Genomic DNA, 16,081 nt, shown 5'->3' with positions numbered 1-16,081 from the left:
GGGTTGCGGCCCGGCACCTGCCTGATCGCTCAAATTCAGTGATCGTTTAACCGACTTTCGAGCACGCACGATGAGCGAAACTGGGTTAGGCTGCGGACCATGTGTGGAATCGTGGGTTACGCCGGCGCGCGCCCGGCGCTCGGCATCGTGCTCGACGGACTGCGGCGGCTGGAATACCGCGGCTACGACTCGGCCGGCGTGGCCGTCGTCTGCGAGGACGAGCTGCTGGTCGAGAAGAAGGCCGGCAAGCTGGCCAACCTGGAGAAGGTGCTCGCCGAGCGGGCGGCCACCGACCCCGAGTCCTGCGCCGCCAGCCCGATCGGCATCGGTGACGGCACCACCGGCATCGGGCACACCCGGTGGGCCACCCACGGCGGCCCGACCGACCGCAACGCCCACCCGCACCTGTCCCCCGACGGCCGCGTCGGCGTGATCCACAACGGCATCATCGAGAACTTCGCCAAGCTCCGCGCCGAGCTGGAGGCCGACGGCGTCGAGTTCGCCAGCGACACCGACACCGAGTGCGCCGCCCACCTGATCGCCCGGGCCCTGGCCGACCTGCGCTCCGCTGGCGAGGTGGACGGCCCGCAGCTGCTCGCCTCCGCCATGCGGCTGGTCTGCCAGCGGCTGGAGGGCGCCTTCACGCTGCTCGCCGTCGACGCCGGGATCCCCGGCGCGGTGGTCGGCGCCCGGCGCAACTCGCCCCTGGTCGTCGGGCGCGGCGACGGGGAGAACTACCTGGCCAGCGACGTGGCCGCGTTCATCGAGCACACCCGGGACGCGGTGGAGCTGGGCCAGGACCAGATCGTCCTGATCACCCCGGACAGCATCGAGATCACCGATTTCGCCGGCCAGCCCGCCGCCGGCAAGGACTTCCACATCGACTGGGACTCGTCGGCCGCCGAGAAGGGTGGCTACGACTGGTTCATGCTCAAGGAGATCGAGGAGCAGCCCCAGGCCATCGCCGACACGCTGCTCGGCCGGCTCACCGAGACCGGCGAGATCGCCCTCGACGAGGTCCGGCTCAGCGAGCAGGACCTGCGCGACGTCGACAAGATCTTCATCGTCGCCTGCGGCACCGCGTACCACGCCGGCCTGGTCGCCAAGTACGCCATCGAGCACTGGACCCGGGTCCCCTGCGAGGTGGAGCTGGCCAGCGAGTTCCGCTACCGCGACCCGGTCCTGGACCGGTCCACGCTGATCGTGGTGATCTCGCAGTCCGGCGAGACCATGGACACCCTGATGGCGCTGCGGCACGCCAAGGAGCAGAAGGCCCGGGTGCTGGCGATCTGCAACACCAACGGCTCCACCATCCCGCGCGAGTCCGACGCCGTCCTCTACACCCACGGCGGCCCCGAGATCGCGGTCGCCTCCACCAAGGCGTTCCTCACCCAGCTCGTCGCCTGCTACCTGGTCGGCCTGCACCTGGCCCAGGTGCGCGGGATCAAGTTCGCCGACGAGGTGAGCGCGGTGGTCGAGCAGCTCCAGCAGACGCCGGACAAGCTGCGCGAGCTGCTCGACCGGATCGAGCCGGTCCGCGAGCTGGCCCGCGAGCTGAAGTCCGAGCCGACCGTGCTCTTCATCGGCCGGCACGTCGGCTACCCGGTGGCCCTGGAGGGCGCGCTCAAGCTCAAGGAGCTGGCGTACATGCACGCCGAGGGCTTCGCCGCCGGCGAGCTGAAGCACGGCCCGATCGCGCTGATCGACCAGGGCACCCCGGTGATCTGCATCGTGCCGTCGCCGGTCGGCCGGGGCATGCTGCACGACAAGGTCGTCTCCAACATCCAGGAGGTGCGCGCCCGGGGCGCCCGCACCATCGTCATCGCGGAGGAGGGTGACGAGGCGGTGGTCCGCTACGCCGACCACCTGATCTACGTGCCGCGTACGCCGACGCTGCTGGCCCCGCTGGTGACCACCGTGCCGCTCCAGGTGCTCGCCGCCGAGATCGCCGCCGCCCGCGGCCACGACGTCGACCAGCCGCGCAACCTGGCCAAGTCCGTCACCGTCGAGTAGTCGCCCCGACCGAGGCCCCTCCGCCTATCGGTGGAGGGGCCTCGTGCGCTCATCGGCCCAGCACGATCCGGGCCATGCCGTCCAGCGCGGGGTTGCCGGGGTCCCAGTAGCCGGCGTGGCCGTACCGGCCGCTGGGGAAGCGCCGGCCGCCGAAGCCCGGGTCGGTCGGATCGCGGCCGAACCACAGCTCGTGGCCGTCGAGCACCGCCGCCGCCGGACCGAACGGCGTCCCGGCCAGCACCGCCCGGCGGGCCAGCTCCTCCGGCGGCCGGGCCAGCCGGATCACGTCGTCCGGCGCGGTGGCCGCCCAGACCTGCCCGGGGGCCGTCCGCAGCTCACCCGCGTGGTCGACGCCCACGCCGGGGGAGCCGACGAAGACCAGCGCGTCGGCGCTCAGCCCGTGCTCCCGGGCGGCGGTGCCGACCACCAGCGAGCCGTAGCTGTGGCCGAGCACGGTCTGCCGGGCCGGTGGGCCCTCGTGCGAGGCGCGCAGCCCCTCCTGGAACCGGTGCAGCCCGGGCCCGGCCGCCTCGGCCGGCCCCGGGCGGGCCGCCTCGGTCAGGAAGTCCGGGGCGTCGTAGTCGAGCCAGAGCACCGCCGCCGCCTCGTCGGTCGGGGCGAGTGCCGCGCAGCGGTCCAGCACCCGGGCGGCCCGACCCAGCTCGCCGGGGGCGTCGGCGAGGTCCGCCGTCATGCCCGGGACGTACGTCAGCACCGCGCCGGCCCGGTCCGGGTTGCCGAGGGCCACCACCGCCCGCCCGTCCCCGTCCGGGTCGAGCCCGAGCAGGTACGCCCGGGGCGGCCCCGGCGCGGCCAGCCGCTCGCCGAGCGCGTCGAGGCCGCGCAGCGCCGCCTCCGCCCGGGCGAGCCGGATCCGCCGGGCCAGCTCGAGCGGCCCGGCCGGCAGCGGACGCAGCAGCCCCCGGCGGCGGGCGGCCAACTCCTCCCGCCACCCGGCCAGCAGCAGCCGGTTGGCCTGGTCCCGGGCGGCCACCGGCACCCCGTCGAGGCGGCCCACCCGGGCTGGCTCGTGGCGCACCAGCCACCGCCGCTCCGCCGGGGTGAGCCCGGCCCACCAGCGGCTCACCTCCGCCGGGGCGGCCCCGGGCGCCGGCCGCCCGGCGGGCGGAGCACTCACCCAGCCGGTGATCGCCGCCGTGGTCAGTTCGGCCAGCCGGCCGGCCGCCTCCCGGTCCGCCGCGTCGGCCAGCGCGAGCGCGCCGCGTATCTCGGCGGTCGCCCGGGCCAGGGCGGGCCCGACCCGCTCGGCCGGGCGGGGTCGGGCCGGGTCGGGCCGGAGCGCGCCCGTGCGCTCCACCAGCAGACCGCCCGCCTCCGCGTCGGCCACCGCGGCGGCGAGCCGGGCCTTCGCGGCCCGCAACCGGGCGGCGAGGTCGGCGAGCGCCTGGTCGACCTCCAGCACGGCGGGCAGCACGTCGGTGAGCGCGTCGCGCAGCCCGCCGAGCCGCCCCTGCGCGCCCGTGGCCGCCCCGCCGGACCAGCCGGGCCGCAGCGCGTCGGCCCGGGCCGCCAGCCCCTCGGCCCGCCGCCGGACCGGACCGGTGAGCCCGCGCCAGGCCGCCCCGGCACCGGCCCAGGCACCCGGATCGGCCCGCCAGAGCTGCGGGTAGCCGACGCTCATGGCGTCACCTCGCTACGGTCGGCGACGCCATGAGGCACCTTCGCGCTGTGCTGATGAGTCGCTCGCTGACGCTCGCTCACCGGGGGATCCCGGCCAGCCGCCCGGCGGCCCGCTCGTCCACCGCCTCGTAGCCGTCGGCGGCGGTGCGCACCGCCTCGGCGGTCGCCGCCACCCGGGCGGCCACGGACCCGCACCAGCGCTGCACCGCCGCCTCCAGCTCGGCCAGCGCCGCACCGGCTCGCCAGTCGTCGGCGGGCACCACCAGGCCCGGCGCGCCGGCCAGCGCGTGCGCCAGCCGGTACGCGTCGTCGCCCAGCTCGCGGGCCACCCCGCGCAACAGCTCCGGCTCGACGGTGAAGGGCTCCTCGGCCATCGGTGCCTCCCGGCGGGACGGGCCGCCGGCGGACGCCGGTGGCGGACGGACGCGCCCCGACCCCGGCACGGGAATCGGGCACCAGGGACGCTAGGCGGCAGGCCGGCACGGACACCCGCCCTGTGGACAGCCGGCGGTGGCCGTACGCCGGGGTTGTCCACAGGCGTTGTCCACCGCCTGGCCGGCGGCTAATCTGCGGCCGCCCCCGCCGGTAGGGTGAGGTTCGTGATCGTGGCAGTCGGCATCGACGTCGTGCTGGTGGACCGGTTCACCCGGGCCCTGGCGCGGACGCCGGTGCTCGCCGACCGCCTCTTCACCGAGGCCGAGCGGTACACCCGCGCCGGCAACCCGCGCCCGCCCGAGTCGATGGCCGCCCGCTTCGCGGCCAAGGAGGCGGTGGCCAAGGCGCTCGGTGCGCCGGCCGGGCTGAGCTGGCACGACTGCGAGATCGTGCCCGATCCGGCCGGCCGGCCCTGGCTGGCCGTCTCCGGCACGGTGGCCGCCGCCGCGGCCGAGCGCGGGATCAGCCGCTGGCATCTGTCGTTGTCGCACGACGGCGGGATCGCGTCGGCGATGGTGGTCGCGGAAGGGTGAGCCGACCCGGCGGGCCGGCCGGCCCGCCCGGACAGCACGGACGGGACGGGGTGGCATGAGACCGGTGTGGCGGGTCGCGGACGTACGTGCGGCGGAGGCGGGCCTGATGGCCACCCTCCCGCCCGGGACGCTGATGCAGCGGGCCGCCGCCGGCCTGGCCCGGCGGTGCGCGCTGCTGCTCGCCGATCGGGGCGGCGTCTACGGCGCCCGGGTGCTGCTGCTGGTCGGCTCCGGCGACAACGGCGGCGACACCCTGTACGCGGGCGCGCACCTGGCCCGCCGGGGCGCGGCGGTCGCCGCCCTGCTGCTCACCCCGGGCCGGGCGCACGCCGAGGCGCTGGCCGCGCTGCGGGCCGCCGGCGGCCGGCTCGTCGACCGGCCCCCGGCCCTGGTGGACCTGGTCCTCGACGGCATCGTCGGGATCGGTGGCACGGGCGGGCTGCGGGAGACCGCCGACCAGCTCGCGGCGAGCCTGGCGGAGCGCAGCGGGCGGGACGGCACCCGGGCCACGGTGGTGGCGGTCGACGTGCCGAGCGGCGTCGCGGTGGACACCGGGCACGTGCCGCTCACCGCCTCCGGCCGGCCCTGCGCGGTCCGCGCCGACGTCACGGTCACTTTCGGGGCGCTCAAGCCGGCGCTGGTGGTGGGCCCGGCCGCCCCGCTCGCCGGGCACGTGGAGCTGGTCGACATCGGGCTGGAGCCGTGGCTGCGGGGCAGCCCGGCGCTGCGGGTCGTCGAGTGGTCCGACGTCGTCGACTGGTGGCCGACGCTCGGCCCGTCGTCGGAGAAGTACTCCCGGGGCGTGGTCGGGCTGGCCACCGGCTCGGCCACCTACCCGGGCGCGGCCGTGCTCTCCGTGAGCGGCGCGCTGGCCGGCCCCACCGGCATGGTCCGGTACGCCGGCAGCGCCCGGGAGGAGGTGCTGCACCAGCACCCGTCGGTGATCGCCAGCGGCCGGGTCGCCGACGCCGGCCGGGTGCAGGCCTGGGTCTGCGGCTCCGGGCTGGGCACCGGCGAGGAGTCGGCCGCCGAGCTGCGCGCGGTGCTCTCCGCGCCGGTGCCGGTGGTGCTCGACGCCGACGCGCTCACCCTGCTGGTCGACGGCAAGATGGCGGACCGGTTGCGCGAGCGGGACGCCCCGATCGTGGTGACCCCGCACGACCGGGAGTACGCCCGGCTCTGCGGCGAGACCCCGGGGGCGGACCGGGTGGCGGCGGCGCTGCGGCTGGCCGCCTGGATGAACGCGGTGGTGCTGCTCAAGGGCGACCGCACGATCATCGGCACCCCGGACGGCCGGGCGTACGTGAACCCGACCGGCACCCCGGTGCTGGCCACCGGGGGCACCGGCGACGTGCTGTCCGGGCTGCTCGGCTCGTTGCTCGCCGCCGGGCTGGCCCCCGAGCGGGCGGCCGCCGCGGCGGCGTACCTGCACGGGCTGGCCGGCCGGGAGGCGGCGCGCGGCGGCCCGGTGACCGCGCCCGACGTGGCGACCGCGCTCCGGCCGGTGCTCGCCCGCCTGGGCTGAGCCGCGCGGCTCGCGGCCACGGTGATCACCGGCGGAAGTAGGCTGGGGGCATGTGGCAGTCGGAGGTGCGCGTCGACCTGGACGCGATCCGGGAGAACGTGGCCGGGCTCAAGTCGGGCACCAGCGCCGAGCTGATGGCGGTGGTGAAGGCCGACGGGTACGGCCACGGCATGGTCCCGGCCGCCCGGGCCGCGCTTGACGCCGGCGCGGACTGGCTCGGGGTCTGCACCCTCGACGAGGCGCTCCTGCTGCGCCAGGAGGGGATCAGCGCCCCGGTGCTGGCCTGGCTGCTCGACCCGGGCCTGCCGCTGCACGACGGGGTCGCGGTCGGGGTCGACCTGGGCTGCGCCAGCCTGCCCCAGCTCGACGAGATGATCGAGGCGGGCCGCCGGGCGGACCGCCCGGCCCGGCTGCACCTGAAGATCGACACCGGGTTGTCGCGCGGCGGGGCCACCGTCGCCGACTGGCCCGCCCTGCTGGAGGCCGCCGCGAAGGCCCAGGCCGACGGCCTGGTCGAGGTGGTCGGGGTGTGGAGCCACTTCGTGTACGCGGACTCGCCCGGCCACCCCACCACGGACCGCCAGCTCGCCGTCTTCCACGAGGGGCTGGAGATGGTGGAGCGGGCCGGGCTGCGGCCGCGCTACCGGCACCTGGCCAACTCGGCCGCCACGCTGACCCGCCCGGACACCCACTTCGACCTGGTCCGGCCCGGACTGGCGGTCTACGGGCTCTCGCCGATCGCGGGCGAACAGTTCGGCCTGCGCCCGGCGATGACCGCCCGGGCCCGGGTGATGCTCACCAAGCGGGTCCCGGCCGGCACCGGCGTCTCGTACGGCCACACCTACCTCACGGAGCGCGAGAGCAACCTGGCCGTGGTCCCGCTCGGCTACGCCGACGGGGTGCCACGGCACGCCTCGAACACCGGCCCGGTGCAGCTCGCCGGCAAGCGGCGGACGATCTCCGGCCGGGTCTGCATGGACCAGTTCGTGGTCGACTGCGGTGACGACGAGGTGGCCGCCGGCGACGTGGCGACCCTGTTCGGCAGCGGCGCGGACGGCGAGCCCACCGCCGACGACTGGGCCGAGGCGGTCGGCACCATCAACTACGAGATCGTCACCCGCTTCGGCGGGGTCCGGGTGCCCCGGGTCTACGACGGCGAGCGCCCATGAGTCAGCGGTTCCGCGTCCCTCGGCCGCGCACCGCGGCCGGCAAGGTCGCCGGGGTGGTCGGCGCTGCCGTCGGCGTCGCCGCCGCCGGGCTCGCCGCGGGCGTGGTGAGCGAGCGCGTCCTGGTCCGCCGCCTCAAGAACGACCCCACCGATCCGTACGCGCACGAGGCCTTCGACCAGCAGCGGTACGACGAGGCGCGCACGCTGGAGATGCCGGACGGCACCGACATCCACGTGGAGGTGGTCGAGCCGACCCGGCCGGTCGCCGGGCATCCGACCGTGGTGCTGGTGCACGGCTTCTGCCTGGACATGGGGACGTTCCACTTCCAGCGCAAGATGCTCGCCGCCCGCGGCGACTACCGGATCGTCGCGTACGACCAGCCGGGGCACGGCCGTTCCGGGAAGCTGGAGACCGGGGAGTACGACCTGGCCACGCTGGGCGGGACCCTGCGTCGGGTGATCGACGAAATGGTCCCGGAGGGGCCCCTGGTGCTGGTCGGGCACTCGATGGGCGGCATGACCATCATGGCGTTGGCCGAGCTCTACCCGGAGATGTTCGGCGACCGGGTGGTCGGCACGGTGCTGATGGCCACCTCGGGCGGGCTGCTCGCCGAGACCAAGCTGGTGGCCCCCGCGCTGCTCGGCCGGGTCGGCGCGCCGGTGCTCTACATGATGAGCAACGCCACCCGGTACGGCGGCACCGTGATCGACAAGGCCCGCAAGTCGACCTCCAACGTCGCCTGGCTGCTCACCCGCCGGTACGGCTTCGGCACCTCGAAGCCCAGCCCGGCCCTGGTGTCGTACGTCGAGACGATGAACTCCCGGACCTCGGCCGACACGGTCACCCGCTACCTGCGCACCCTGGCCACCCACTCCCGCTTCCCGGCGCTGGCCGCGCTGGCCGGCACGCCGGTGCTGGTCGTGGTGGGGGACAAGGACATGATCACCCCGGTGATTCACTCCGAGGAGATCGTCCGGCGGCTGCCGCACGCCGAGTTCGTCAAGATCCACGACAGCGGGCACGTGGTGATGCTGGAACACGCCGACGAGGTCAACGCGGCGTTGGCGGGCTTCCTGGAGTCGCTGTGACGGTCGTGGTGGAGCTGAAGACGGTCGACGACACCCACGAGTTCGGCCGCCGGCTGGCCGGGGTGCTGCGCGCCGGGGACCTGCTGCTGCTCAGCGGCCCGCTGGGGGCCGGGAAGACGGCCCTCACCCAGGGCATCGGCGCCGGCCTGGGGGTACGCGGCGACATCACCTCGCCGACCTTTGTGATCGCCCGGGTGCACCGGCCCGACCCCGCGCGCGGCGGCCGGGTGACCCTGGTGCACGCCGACGCGTACCGGCTGGGGGAGTCGGCGGACCCGCGCGCCGAGATCGACGACCTCGACCTGGACGCCTCGGTGGACGAGGCGGTCACCGTGGTCGAGTGGGGTGAGGGGATGGTCGAGCAGCTGGTCGACGCCCACCTGCGGGTCCGGATCGACCGGCAGGAGGACGACACCCGGGTGGTCACGCTGGAGCCGGTCGGCGGCGACTGGGCGGACCGGCTGGCCACCCTGGACTGACCGCTGTCGTACCCGCTGCCTACAGTGCCGAGGACCGATCAGACCGGCGGAAGGTTGCCGATGCCCGACGACGCCCCCACCCTCGACCTGCTGGCGCTGCTCCCCGACGCCTGGCGGACGGCGCTCACCCCCCACCTCGACCCGGCCGGCACCACGGCGCTCGCCGACTTCGTCGCCGGGGAGTACGCGACCCAGACCGTCTTCCCGCCGGTCGAGGACCTGTTCTCCGCGTACCGGCTGTGCGGGCCGGCGGAGACCCGGGTGCTGATCCTCGGGCAGGACCCCTACCACAAGGCGGGGCAGGCGCACGGGCTGAGCTTCAGCGTCCGCGAGGGGGTCTCGGTGCCGCCGTCGCTGCGCAACGTCTTCAAGGAACTGGGCGAGGACCTGGGCGTGCCGAAGCCGCGCAGCGGCAACCTGTCCGGCTGGGCGGCGCAGGGCGTGCTGCTGCTCAACTCGGTGCTCACCGTCCGGCAGGCCACCCCCGGCTCGCACGCGAACAAGGGGTGGGAGGAGTTCACCGACGCCACCATCCGGGCCCTGGACGCGCTCGACCAGCGGGTGGTCTTCCTGCTCTGGGGCGGGTACGCCCGCAAGAAGGCGGCCCTGGTCACCAACCCGCAGCACGTGGTGCTGGAGGCGGGCCACCCGAGCCCGATGAACCCGCGCGGCTTCCTGGGCAGCCGCCCGTTCAGCGCGGCGAACAAGGCCCTCGCCGACGCCGGCCTGCCCACCATCGACTGGGAGCGCTCAGCCGGCTGACCCGGCCCGCGCCTCGTCCCCGGCCCGCGCCTCGTCCCCCGCCCGCGCCTCGTCCCCGGCGCGGCCGGTGGCGAGGCGCTGCCGGTGCCGGCGCAGCAGGTCGGCGGCGCGCGGGTCGGCCAGCTCGACCCGGACCAGCGGCTCGACCGGGTAGCTCCGCCCGCCGTGCCGTACCTCGACCGCCCGCGGCAACTCGTCGCACATTCGCGCCCGCAGCTCGCCGTACCGGGTCTGCCAGCGGTGCTCGCCCGGCTCCTCGGGCTCCAGCTGCAGCCCGCCCCACTCCGCCCAGCGCGCGTTCCAGCGCTGCCCGTACGCCTCCTCGAGGAAGGCGGTGAGCCGGGGCGAGTCCCGCCAGCGCACCGCCACCTCTACCGCGTCCACCGGCAGCGGCGCCCCCTGGAGCAGTGCCGCCGAACTCCCGGTCAGCACGTACGGCAGCGCGCCCAGCGCGTCGAGCATCTGGTCCAACCCGATCTCCCGGATCCGCTCGACCACCGACCCGTCGGCCAGCGCGTCGAGGGCGGCGTCCAGGTGGCTGTCCAGCGGCTCCACCCCGATGGTGAGCTGCACGCCCATGGCGGCGAGCAGCCGCTCCACCATCGGCAGGCTCGGCAGCCGGTCACCCCGCTCGATGCGCGCGACGGCGCTCTGGCTCAGCCCGGCCAGGTCCGCCAGGGCCTGCTGGGTCAACTCCCGGCGTTCCCGCTCGTGCCGGATGGTGGTGGCGATCTGGCGGGCCAGGCGCTCTCGGACACCCCACGATGATGACGAAGATTCGAGAGCGACATGTCTGTCAGTCATATTCATGTCTCTCAGTCATGTCACTCCCAAGCGGTGTCTTCCTCAGCCGGCCTCACCGCGAGTAACCGCCGCACGTCCGCCGCCGAGAACTCCGCGCCCGGCGGACCTTCGTCCGAGCCTGTCGTCGCGCGGGGACAGGTCGTGACCGGCGGTGACCGGCGGGCGGCTAGGCTGGCATACCGTGCTCGTACTCGTGGTGGACTCCTCGACTCCCGCGGTGACCGCGGCCCTGGTCGAGGTCTCGGCGGACGGTGTCGTGGCCCGCGCGCAGCGGTGCACGGTCGACGCCCGGGCGCACGGTGAGCTGCTCGCCCCGCAGGTCGACGCGGTGCTGGCCGACGCCGACGCCCGCCCCGCCGACCTGGCCGCGATCGTCGCCGGGCTCGGCCCCGGGCCGTTCACCGGGCTGCGGGTCGGCCTGGTCACCGCCGCCACCATGGGCCAGGTGCTCGGCATCCCCACGTACGGTGTCTGCTCGCTCGACGGGCTGGGCCACCCGGCGGCCGCCGGCGAGCCGGTGCTGGCCGCGAGCGACGCGCGGCGCCGGGAGGTCTACTGGGCCGTCTACGACGGCGCCGGGCAGCGCATCGCCGGGCCGAACGTGGACGCCCCGGCGGTCGCCGCCGAGCGCGCCCGGGGTCTGGCCGTCACGGTCGCGGTCGGCGACGGCGCCCACCGGTACGCGGACGTCCTCGGCCTGCCGGTGCGGGAGGAGCCGCGCTACCCGGACGCGACGGCGCTGGCCGCGCTGGCCGCCGAGCGGATCCGGGCCGGTGCCCCCGGCGAGCTGCTCACCCCGCTCTACCTCCGCCGCCCGGACGCCGTGGCGGCCACCGGTCACAAGCCGGTCCTGCCGTGAGTGAGGTACGCCTCGACCGCTTCCGCTGGTGGCACATCGGCCAGGTGCTGCCCATCGAGGCGGACCTGTTCGGCGCCGAGCAGTGGTCACCGGCGATGTTCTGGAACGAGTTGGCCAACCGGCACTTCTACCTGGTCGCCACCGACGACGACGGGTCCGTGCTCGGCTACGCCGGGCTGGCCGTCGCGCCGCCCGACGAGGCCTGGGTGCAGAACATCGCGGTCCGCCGGGACGCGCAGCGCCGGGGGATCGGCCGGCTGCTGCTGGAGGCGCTGCTCGCCGAGGCGGCCCGGCGCGGCGTCCGCAGCACCCTGCTGGAGGTCGCGGCGGACAACGCCCCGGCCCAGCGGCTGTACGCCATGTACGGCTTCGAGCCGATCGGCATCCGGCGCGGCTACTACCAACCGAGCAACACCGACGCGCTGGTCATGCAGCGCAACGAGGACTGACGAGCATGGCTGACGAACCACTGATCCTCGGCATCGAGACGTCCTGCGACGAGACCGGGGTCGGCATCGTCCGCGGGCACACCCTGCTCGCCGACGCGCTGGCCTCCAGCGTCGAGCAGCACGCCCGGTTCGGCGGCGTGGTGCCCGAGGTGGCCAGCCGCGCCCACCTGGAGGCGATCGTGCCGACCATGGACCGGGCGCTGCGGGAGGCCGGGGTGACGATCGCGGACATCGACGCGATCGCGGTCACCTCCGGCCCGGGCCTGGCGGGCGCGCTGCTGGTCGGCGTCGCCGCCGCCAAGGGGTACGCGGTCGCCGCCGAGAAGCCGGTGTACGGCGTCAACCACCTCGCCGCGCACGTCGCGGTCGACACTCTGGAACACGGCCCGCTGCCCGAGCCGGCGATCGCCCTGCTGGTCTCCGGCGGGCACTCCTCGCTGCTCCGGGTCGACGACCTGGCCCGGGAGGTCACCCCGCTCGGCTCGACCATCGACGACGCGGCCGGCGAGGCGTTCGACAAGGTGGCCCGGCTGCTCGGGCTGCCGTTCCCCGGCGGCCCGTATATCGACCGGGAGGCGCGGGCCGGCGACCCGGACGCCATCGCCTTCCCGCGCGGGCTGACCGCCGCCAAGGACCTGGTCGGCCACCGCTACGACTTCTCCTTCTCCGGACTGAAGACCGCGGTGGCCCGCTGGGTGGAGGCGCGGCAGCGGGCCGGCGAGCCGGTACCGGTCGCCGACGTGGCCGCGTCCTTCCAGGAGGCGGTCTGCGACGTGCTGGTCGGCAAGGCGCTGGACGCCTGCCGCAGCAGCGGCGTCGACACGCTGGTGATCGGGGGCGGGGTGGCGGCCAACTCGCGGCTGCGCGCGATGGCCGAGCACCGGGCGGCGAAGCACGGGATCCGGGTCCGTACGCCCCGGCCGAAGCTCTGCACCGACAACGGGGCGATGGTAGCCGCGCTCGGCTCGCACCTGGTCGCCGCCGGTGTCGCGCCGAGCCGCCTCGACCTGCCCGCCGACTCCGCGATGCCGCTGACCGTGGTCAGCGTCTGACCAAGAAGGACCGACGTGATCGTCCGCATGTGGGAGGCGAAGGCCGAGTCGTACGGCTTCGCCGACCTGATCACCTGGGTGTGCGAGACCGCGCTGCCCGAGTTCGAGCACGACCCGCTGCACCTGTCCAGCGAGGTGTTCTCGTCCACCGACCACCGACTGGTGGTGATCTCGAAGTGGCGGAGCAACCCGCGGGCCCTGCCGGACCCGCCGCCGACGCTGGTCGCCCGCCCGCCGCACTCCTGGGACTTCACCCAGGTCGACCGCTGACCCGCCGGGGGCCCGCGGTCGACCGGGCGAGGTCAGGCGCGCAGGGTGGGCGCGGGGTTGGGCCGGTTGCGGATCGAGGGGTCGGTGCCGATCTGGAACGACGGAAGGTACTCCAGCCGGCCGTCCGCCTTGTACACCACCGGCACGGAGCCGGCCAGGGCGTACGACATGTCGCCGCCCACCAGGAACTCCCGCGCGCCGACCTCGAAGACGTAGAACTGGTCGTTCTCCACGATCCTGCGGTCGTCCAGGCAGTACGTGCCGACCGGCCAGTCCGGTTCGGTGGCCCGGCGGACGATGTCGCGGGCCTGCTCGTAGGTGACAGCCATGAGGGGGGATCCTAACCGGGCGGCCGGACGAACTCGGTGAGTCCGCCGGGCATGGGGATGTCGTCCAGCCGGACGAACGAGGTGCTGTGTCCCTTGGTGAAGTAGTCGGCGACGTCGCGTCCGGCGTTCTGGCCGTCGATGAAGCGCACCTTGCCGCCCACGTTCTCCACGTTGAAGACGTGGCCACCGCCGTTGTTCCAGCGGATCGCGACCACGCCCCGGGAGCCGGGGCCGAAGTTCTGGAACGCCTGCTCGATGTCGCCCTGGCCGCCGTTGGTGAACTTCCGTCCCCAGGTCTGCTCGATGTCGCCGAGCGACCGCCCGCCGTACGGGTGGAACTGCTTCGGCAGCGCCGTCGCCTCGACGTCGATGCCTCTTCGCCGCAGCTCGTACGTCTGCACACAGTGGGTGCAGTTCGCCGAGTAGTCCGGGTGGGGCGGGTTGAACTTCGGGTTGACCTTCTTGAGGTCGCGGGCGATCTGCTTCTCCACCTTGCGGGCGGCCCGCTTGGCGCCCACCTTGCGGACCAGCTTCAGCAGCCGCTTCGCCTGCTCCAGGATGTGCTTGAGCACGGTCCGGACCTGCTGCACGATCAGCCGTATCAGGCGTTGGCAGATCATCCGGGTGACCGCCACGAAGCCGGGCACGGCGCCGGTGGAGGCGCCGAAGGTGGCGACCGCGGCGGCGATCGCCATGGTCACCTGGACCAGCAGGATGATCAGCTGGACGATGAAGGCGATCTTCATGGCCAGGGTCATCGCCGCGAAGATCATCAGCACCGCGCCGATGAGCTGCGCCGCGATGGCGTCCTCCAGCAACCGCAGCTGCGGCCCGTCCGCGCGCGTCCACCACCGCTGGAAGGCGTCGGCGGTGTCCCCGGAGTTGTGCTGCCAGACCGCCGCCGCGGCCCCGTCGGCCTGCATCGCCGCGCCCTGCAACGCCATTCCGAACGAGAGCCAGTGCTGGCCGGCGGCGAAGAGCAGCTCCTCGTCCGCCTCCGGCCACTCCAGACCGATCCAGCTGAGCGGTTCGGTCAGCTCGGCGGGAAGCTCCAGACCCACGCTCAGGCCCCCAACCGGCCGTGCAGCTTGCTGAAGAGCTGGTCGGACTCCAGGTCGGTCTCGACCACCTGCTGCGCCCAGTCCGCCAGCCCCTCCGCGGCGCTGATCAGCAACTGCACGTGCGAGCCGTACGTCTCCAGGGCGTGCGACAGCACCTCGGTGTACGCGGCGCCGAACACCGAACCCGGCTCGTCCGCGCCCCACGGGTTCTCGCTGGTGACCGTGGCCTCCAGCGCGCTCAGCCCGGTCTCCAGCTCGACCGCGACGCCGGCGATGGCCTGCGCCGCGCCGGCCAGCACCTCCGGTTCGGTGTGCATCGGTTGGGTCATCGCGCCGCCCCACCCATCCGGTCCAGCCGGTCGGCGATCTGCTGCGCGGCGGCGGCCATGTCGTCCAGCCGGCGCTGCGCGCTGAAGCCGAGGTCGTTGAGGAGCGACCCCAGCCCCTCGGGCAGGGCCGGCGGCTGGCCACCCAACTGCTCCTGGAGCTGGCCCTGCACCTGCGCCCGGGCGTCGCGGAACGCCTGCCGGATCGCCGCCGACAGGTCCACCGCCGGCAGCCGCATGGCGCGCGGGTCCAGGTCCAGGGCGAGCAGCTCGCCCGTACCGTCGATCTCGACGTGCACGAGGCCGTCCGCCGCGTCGGCGACGCCCCGGACGGCGGTGAAGCGGCCGAGCAGGCCGTCCGGTCGGTGGTACTGGTCGGTCACGCGGCCACTCCGTTCCGGTCGACTGTGGAGGAACGCGGATCAACCGCGCCCCGGCGAAGCCTAGCGAGTGGCCACCAGCCGGCCGTACGGGGTCAGGTGCGGCGGAGGATGCGCCAGGTCGCGTAGCCGCCGGTGCCCAGGGCGAGGAGGAAGACCACCCACACCACGGTGGTGCTGACCTGGACCCCGCCGCCGCTGCCGACGTTCGCCGCCGCCGCGGCGACCAGCGAGTCGCTCTGCGCCGGGGGCAGCGCGGCGGGCGGGAGCTGCTGCCAGCGGACCAGTCCGGTGCTCTCCAGCATGGTCATGTGGTCGTTGACGAACGTGTTCGCCTCCTCGGCGAGCTTTCGGACGATCGGGTCCCGGGTGCTGGCCCGGACCGCGCCGATCACCGGGAAGATCTTGCCGTGGGCCACCCGGAGCCGGGTCACGAAGATCTGGTCGAACCGGGCACCGGTGGCGTTCTGCATCTCGGTCAGCCACCCCTTCTGCTCGGCGGTGGGATCGGTCGGCAGGGTGGCCCCCAGCTTGTTCGCCGCCTCGACCACGAGCTGGTCCAGCACGCCGTGCTGCCGGGCGATCTCCGCGCCGATCTCGCGTACCCGGGCGGACTGGCCCTTCTCGGCGGCCATCTGGCCGGCGGGCATCTCCCAGAGGCCGGCCAGCCGTACGCCGTTGAGCAGCGTCATGTCGGCGGCGTTGAGCTGCTGGCCGGGGGCGGCCAGCGCGGTGCCGGGAAGGACGCCGATCCCCGCGACGAGCGCGACGAGCAGCAGCGTCAGGCGGCGGACGGATTCCAGCGGTGCCATGGTTGCGGTGCCTCCTCGATCCGGACCGGTACGCGGATGTCCGGACGGTCGCAGCCCGACGGCCGCCCGTCCGGGGACTGGTACGGATCACGGC

Annotated in this window: 19 protein-coding genes; 11 read left to right on the top strand and 8 right to left on the bottom strand. The window is 74.7% G+C overall.

Annotated features, from left to right (window positions below; all coding sequences use genetic code 11):
• Positions 1-99 precede the first annotated feature (99 nt).
• Positions 100-2,013, top strand: a complete 1,914-nt coding sequence (glmS, locus tag ACGFI9_RS27350; RefSeq protein WP_393182338.1) for a glutamine--fructose-6-phosphate transaminase (isomerizing) — start codon at positions 100-102, stop codon at positions 2,011-2,013.
• Positions 2,014-2,062: 49 nt separating this feature from the next.
• Here the strand turns inward: glmS and ACGFI9_RS27345 are convergent, their stop codons facing one another.
• Both ACGFI9_RS27345 and ACGFI9_RS27340 read right to left on the bottom strand, forming a co-directional pair.
• On the bottom strand, positions 2,063-3,655 hold the full coding sequence (locus ACGFI9_RS27345; RefSeq protein ID WP_393182336.1) for an alpha/beta hydrolase: 1,593 nt from the start codon (positions 3,653-3,655) through the stop codon (positions 2,063-2,065).
• Positions 3,656-3,731: 76 nt separating this feature from the next.
• On the bottom strand, positions 3,732-4,028 hold the full coding sequence (locus ACGFI9_RS27340) for a hypothetical protein (RefSeq protein ID WP_393182334.1): 297 nt from the start codon (positions 4,026-4,028) through the stop codon (positions 3,732-3,734).
• A gap of 225 nt (positions 4,029-4,253) precedes the next feature.
• Here ACGFI9_RS27340 and ACGFI9_RS27335 point away from each other — a divergent pair, with 225 nt between their 5' ends.
• From ACGFI9_RS27335 to ung, 6 genes are read left to right on the top strand one after another with little or no spacing between them, the layout of a single operon-like run.
• The gene (locus ACGFI9_RS27335) at positions 4,254-4,622 is read left to right on the top strand and encodes a holo-ACP synthase (RefSeq protein ID WP_393182332.1); all 369 of its coding nucleotides are present in this window, start codon (positions 4,254-4,256) and stop codon (positions 4,620-4,622) included.
• Between the two features lie 55 nt (positions 4,623-4,677).
• The gene (locus ACGFI9_RS27330) at positions 4,678-6,147 is read left to right on the top strand and encodes an NAD(P)H-hydrate dehydratase (RefSeq protein ID WP_393182330.1); all 1,470 of its coding nucleotides are present in this window, start codon (positions 4,678-4,680) and stop codon (positions 6,145-6,147) included.
• A 50-nt stretch (positions 6,148-6,197) separates the two neighbouring features.
• Positions 6,198-7,316, top strand: a complete 1,119-nt coding sequence (gene alr, locus ACGFI9_RS27325; protein ID WP_393182328.1) for an alanine racemase — start codon at positions 6,198-6,200, stop codon at positions 7,314-7,316.
• Positions 7,313-8,404, top strand: a complete 1,092-nt coding sequence (locus ACGFI9_RS27320; RefSeq protein WP_393182326.1) for an alpha/beta fold hydrolase — start codon at positions 7,313-7,315, stop codon at positions 8,402-8,404. Before alr ends, ACGFI9_RS27320 begins: the two co-directional genes overlap by 4 nt.
• The gene (gene tsaE, locus ACGFI9_RS27315) at positions 8,401-8,883 is read left to right on the top strand and encodes a tRNA (adenosine(37)-N6)-threonylcarbamoyltransferase complex ATPase subunit type 1 TsaE (protein ID WP_393182324.1); all 483 of its coding nucleotides are present in this window, start codon (positions 8,401-8,403) and stop codon (positions 8,881-8,883) included. The genes ACGFI9_RS27320 and tsaE overlap by 4 nt, the downstream gene beginning before the upstream one ends.
• A 60-nt stretch (positions 8,884-8,943) precedes the next feature.
• A complete protein-coding gene (gene ung, locus ACGFI9_RS27310) occupies positions 8,944-9,645 on the top strand; it encodes a uracil-DNA glycosylase (protein WP_393182322.1) in 702 nt (233 codons plus the stop codon).
• Here the strand turns inward: ung and ACGFI9_RS27305 are convergent.
• A complete protein-coding gene (locus tag ACGFI9_RS27305) occupies positions 9,634-10,449 on the bottom strand; it encodes a helix-turn-helix transcriptional regulator (RefSeq protein ID WP_393182320.1) in 816 nt (271 codons plus the stop codon). The two genes, ung and ACGFI9_RS27305, sit on opposite strands and share 12 nt — an antisense overlap.
• A 181-nt stretch (positions 10,450-10,630) precedes the next feature.
• On the opposite strand from ACGFI9_RS27305, the gene tsaB reads away from it, so the two are divergent.
• Genes tsaB through ACGFI9_RS27285 form a run of 4 tightly spaced genes read left to right on the top strand, consistent with a single transcriptional unit; the run spans position 10,631 to position 13,079 of the window.
• Positions 10,631-11,308: a tRNA (adenosine(37)-N6)-threonylcarbamoyltransferase complex dimerization subunit type 1 TsaB gene (tsaB, locus tag ACGFI9_RS27300; protein WP_393182318.1), complete on the top strand. Its 678-nt coding sequence runs from the start codon at positions 10,631-10,633 to the stop codon at positions 11,306-11,308.
• Positions 11,305-11,757 (top strand): ribosomal protein S18-alanine N-acetyltransferase, encoded by a 453-nt coding sequence (gene rimI, locus ACGFI9_RS27295; RefSeq protein WP_393182316.1) that lies wholly within the window; start codon positions 11,305-11,307, stop codon positions 11,755-11,757. The genes tsaB and rimI overlap by 4 nt, the downstream gene beginning before the upstream one ends.
• Before the next feature lie 5 nt (positions 11,758-11,762).
• On the top strand, positions 11,763-12,809 hold the full coding sequence (gene tsaD / locus ACGFI9_RS27290; RefSeq protein WP_393182314.1) for a tRNA (adenosine(37)-N6)-threonylcarbamoyltransferase complex transferase subunit TsaD: 1,047 nt from the start codon (positions 11,763-11,765) through the stop codon (positions 12,807-12,809).
• 15 nt (positions 12,810-12,824) lie between these two features.
• Positions 12,825-13,079, top strand: coding sequence for a hypothetical protein (locus tag ACGFI9_RS27285; RefSeq protein WP_393182312.1), 255 nt, complete (start codon positions 12,825-12,827; stop codon positions 13,077-13,079).
• A 32-nt stretch (positions 13,080-13,111) separates the two neighbouring features.
• On the opposite strand, the gene ACGFI9_RS27280 is transcribed toward ACGFI9_RS27285, so the two are convergent.
• The 5 genes from ACGFI9_RS27280 to ACGFI9_RS27260 form a co-directional block, all read right to left on the bottom strand.
• The gene (locus ACGFI9_RS27280; RefSeq protein ID WP_393182310.1) at positions 13,112-13,408 is read right to left on the bottom strand and encodes a hypothetical protein; all 297 of its coding nucleotides are present in this window, start codon (positions 13,406-13,408) and stop codon (positions 13,112-13,114) included.
• An 11-nt stretch (positions 13,409-13,419) separates the two neighbouring features.
• On the bottom strand, positions 13,420-14,469 hold the full coding sequence (locus ACGFI9_RS27275; RefSeq protein ID WP_393182308.1) for a toxin glutamine deamidase domain-containing protein: 1,050 nt from the start codon (positions 14,467-14,469) through the stop codon (positions 13,420-13,422).
• A 2-nt stretch (positions 14,470-14,471) separates the two neighbouring features.
• Positions 14,472-14,798, bottom strand: a complete 327-nt coding sequence (locus ACGFI9_RS27270; RefSeq protein WP_393182306.1) for a hypothetical protein — start codon at positions 14,796-14,798, stop codon at positions 14,472-14,474.
• Complete coding sequence (locus ACGFI9_RS27265; RefSeq protein ID WP_393182304.1) at positions 14,795-15,178, bottom strand: YbaB/EbfC family nucleoid-associated protein; 384 nt, start codon at positions 15,176-15,178, stop codon at positions 14,795-14,797. Before ACGFI9_RS27265 ends, ACGFI9_RS27270 begins: the two co-directional genes overlap by 4 nt.
• A gap of 92 nt (positions 15,179-15,270) precedes the next feature.
• Positions 15,271-15,987: a DUF4142 domain-containing protein gene (locus tag ACGFI9_RS27260; RefSeq protein WP_393182302.1), complete on the bottom strand. Its 717-nt coding sequence runs from the start codon at positions 15,985-15,987 to the stop codon at positions 15,271-15,273.
• Positions 15,988-16,081: the final 94 nt, after the last annotated feature.

The sequence above is a fragment of the Micromonospora sp. NPDC048930 genome, assembly GCF_043197935.1.
GTDB lineage: Bacteria > Actinomycetota > Actinomycetes > Mycobacteriales > Micromonosporaceae > Micromonospora.
Note: the sequence above shows the minus strand (reverse complement) of the source record. Positions and strands in the feature narration are given on the sequence as shown.

Bases quoted from the DNA above. Each gene is read 5' to 3' on its own strand.
- ACGFI9_RS27270 (WP_393182306.1), bottom strand. From the start codon at position 14,798: ATGACCCAACCGATGCACACCGAACCGGAGGTGCTGGCCGGCGCGGCG.
- ACGFI9_RS27280 (WP_393182310.1), bottom strand. From the start codon at position 13,408: ATGGCTGTCACCTACGAGCAGGCCCGCGACATCGTCCGCCGGGCCACC.
- tsaD (WP_393182314.1), top strand. From the start codon at position 11,763: ATGGCTGACGAACCACTGATCCTCGGCATCGAGACGTCCTGCGACGAG.
- ACGFI9_RS27330 (WP_393182330.1), top strand. From the start codon at position 4,678: ATGAGACCGGTGTGGCGGGTCGCGGACGTACGTGCGGCGGAGGCGGGC.
- alr (WP_393182328.1), top strand. From the start codon at position 6,198: ATGTGGCAGTCGGAGGTGCGCGTCGACCTGGACGCGATCCGGGAGAAC.
- ACGFI9_RS27345 (WP_393182336.1), bottom strand. From the start codon at position 3,655: ATGAGCGTCGGCTACCCGCAGCTCTGGCGGGCCGATCCGGGTGCCTGG.
- ung (WP_393182322.1), top strand. From the start codon at position 8,944: ATGCCCGACGACGCCCCCACCCTCGACCTGCTGGCGCTGCTCCCCGAC.
- ACGFI9_RS27305 (WP_393182320.1), bottom strand. From the start codon at position 10,449: ATGACTGACAGACATGTCGCTCTCGAATCTTCGTCATCATCGTGGGGT.
- ACGFI9_RS27260 (WP_393182302.1), bottom strand. From the start codon at position 15,987: ATGGCACCGCTGGAATCCGTCCGCCGCCTGACGCTGCTGCTCGTCGCG.
- ACGFI9_RS27340 (WP_393182334.1), bottom strand. From the start codon at position 4,028: ATGGCCGAGGAGCCCTTCACCGTCGAGCCGGAGCTGTTGCGCGGGGTG.
- ACGFI9_RS27320 (WP_393182326.1), top strand. From the start codon at position 7,313: ATGAGTCAGCGGTTCCGCGTCCCTCGGCCGCGCACCGCGGCCGGCAAG.
- glmS (WP_393182338.1), top strand. From the start codon at position 100: ATGTGTGGAATCGTGGGTTACGCCGGCGCGCGCCCGGCGCTCGGCATC.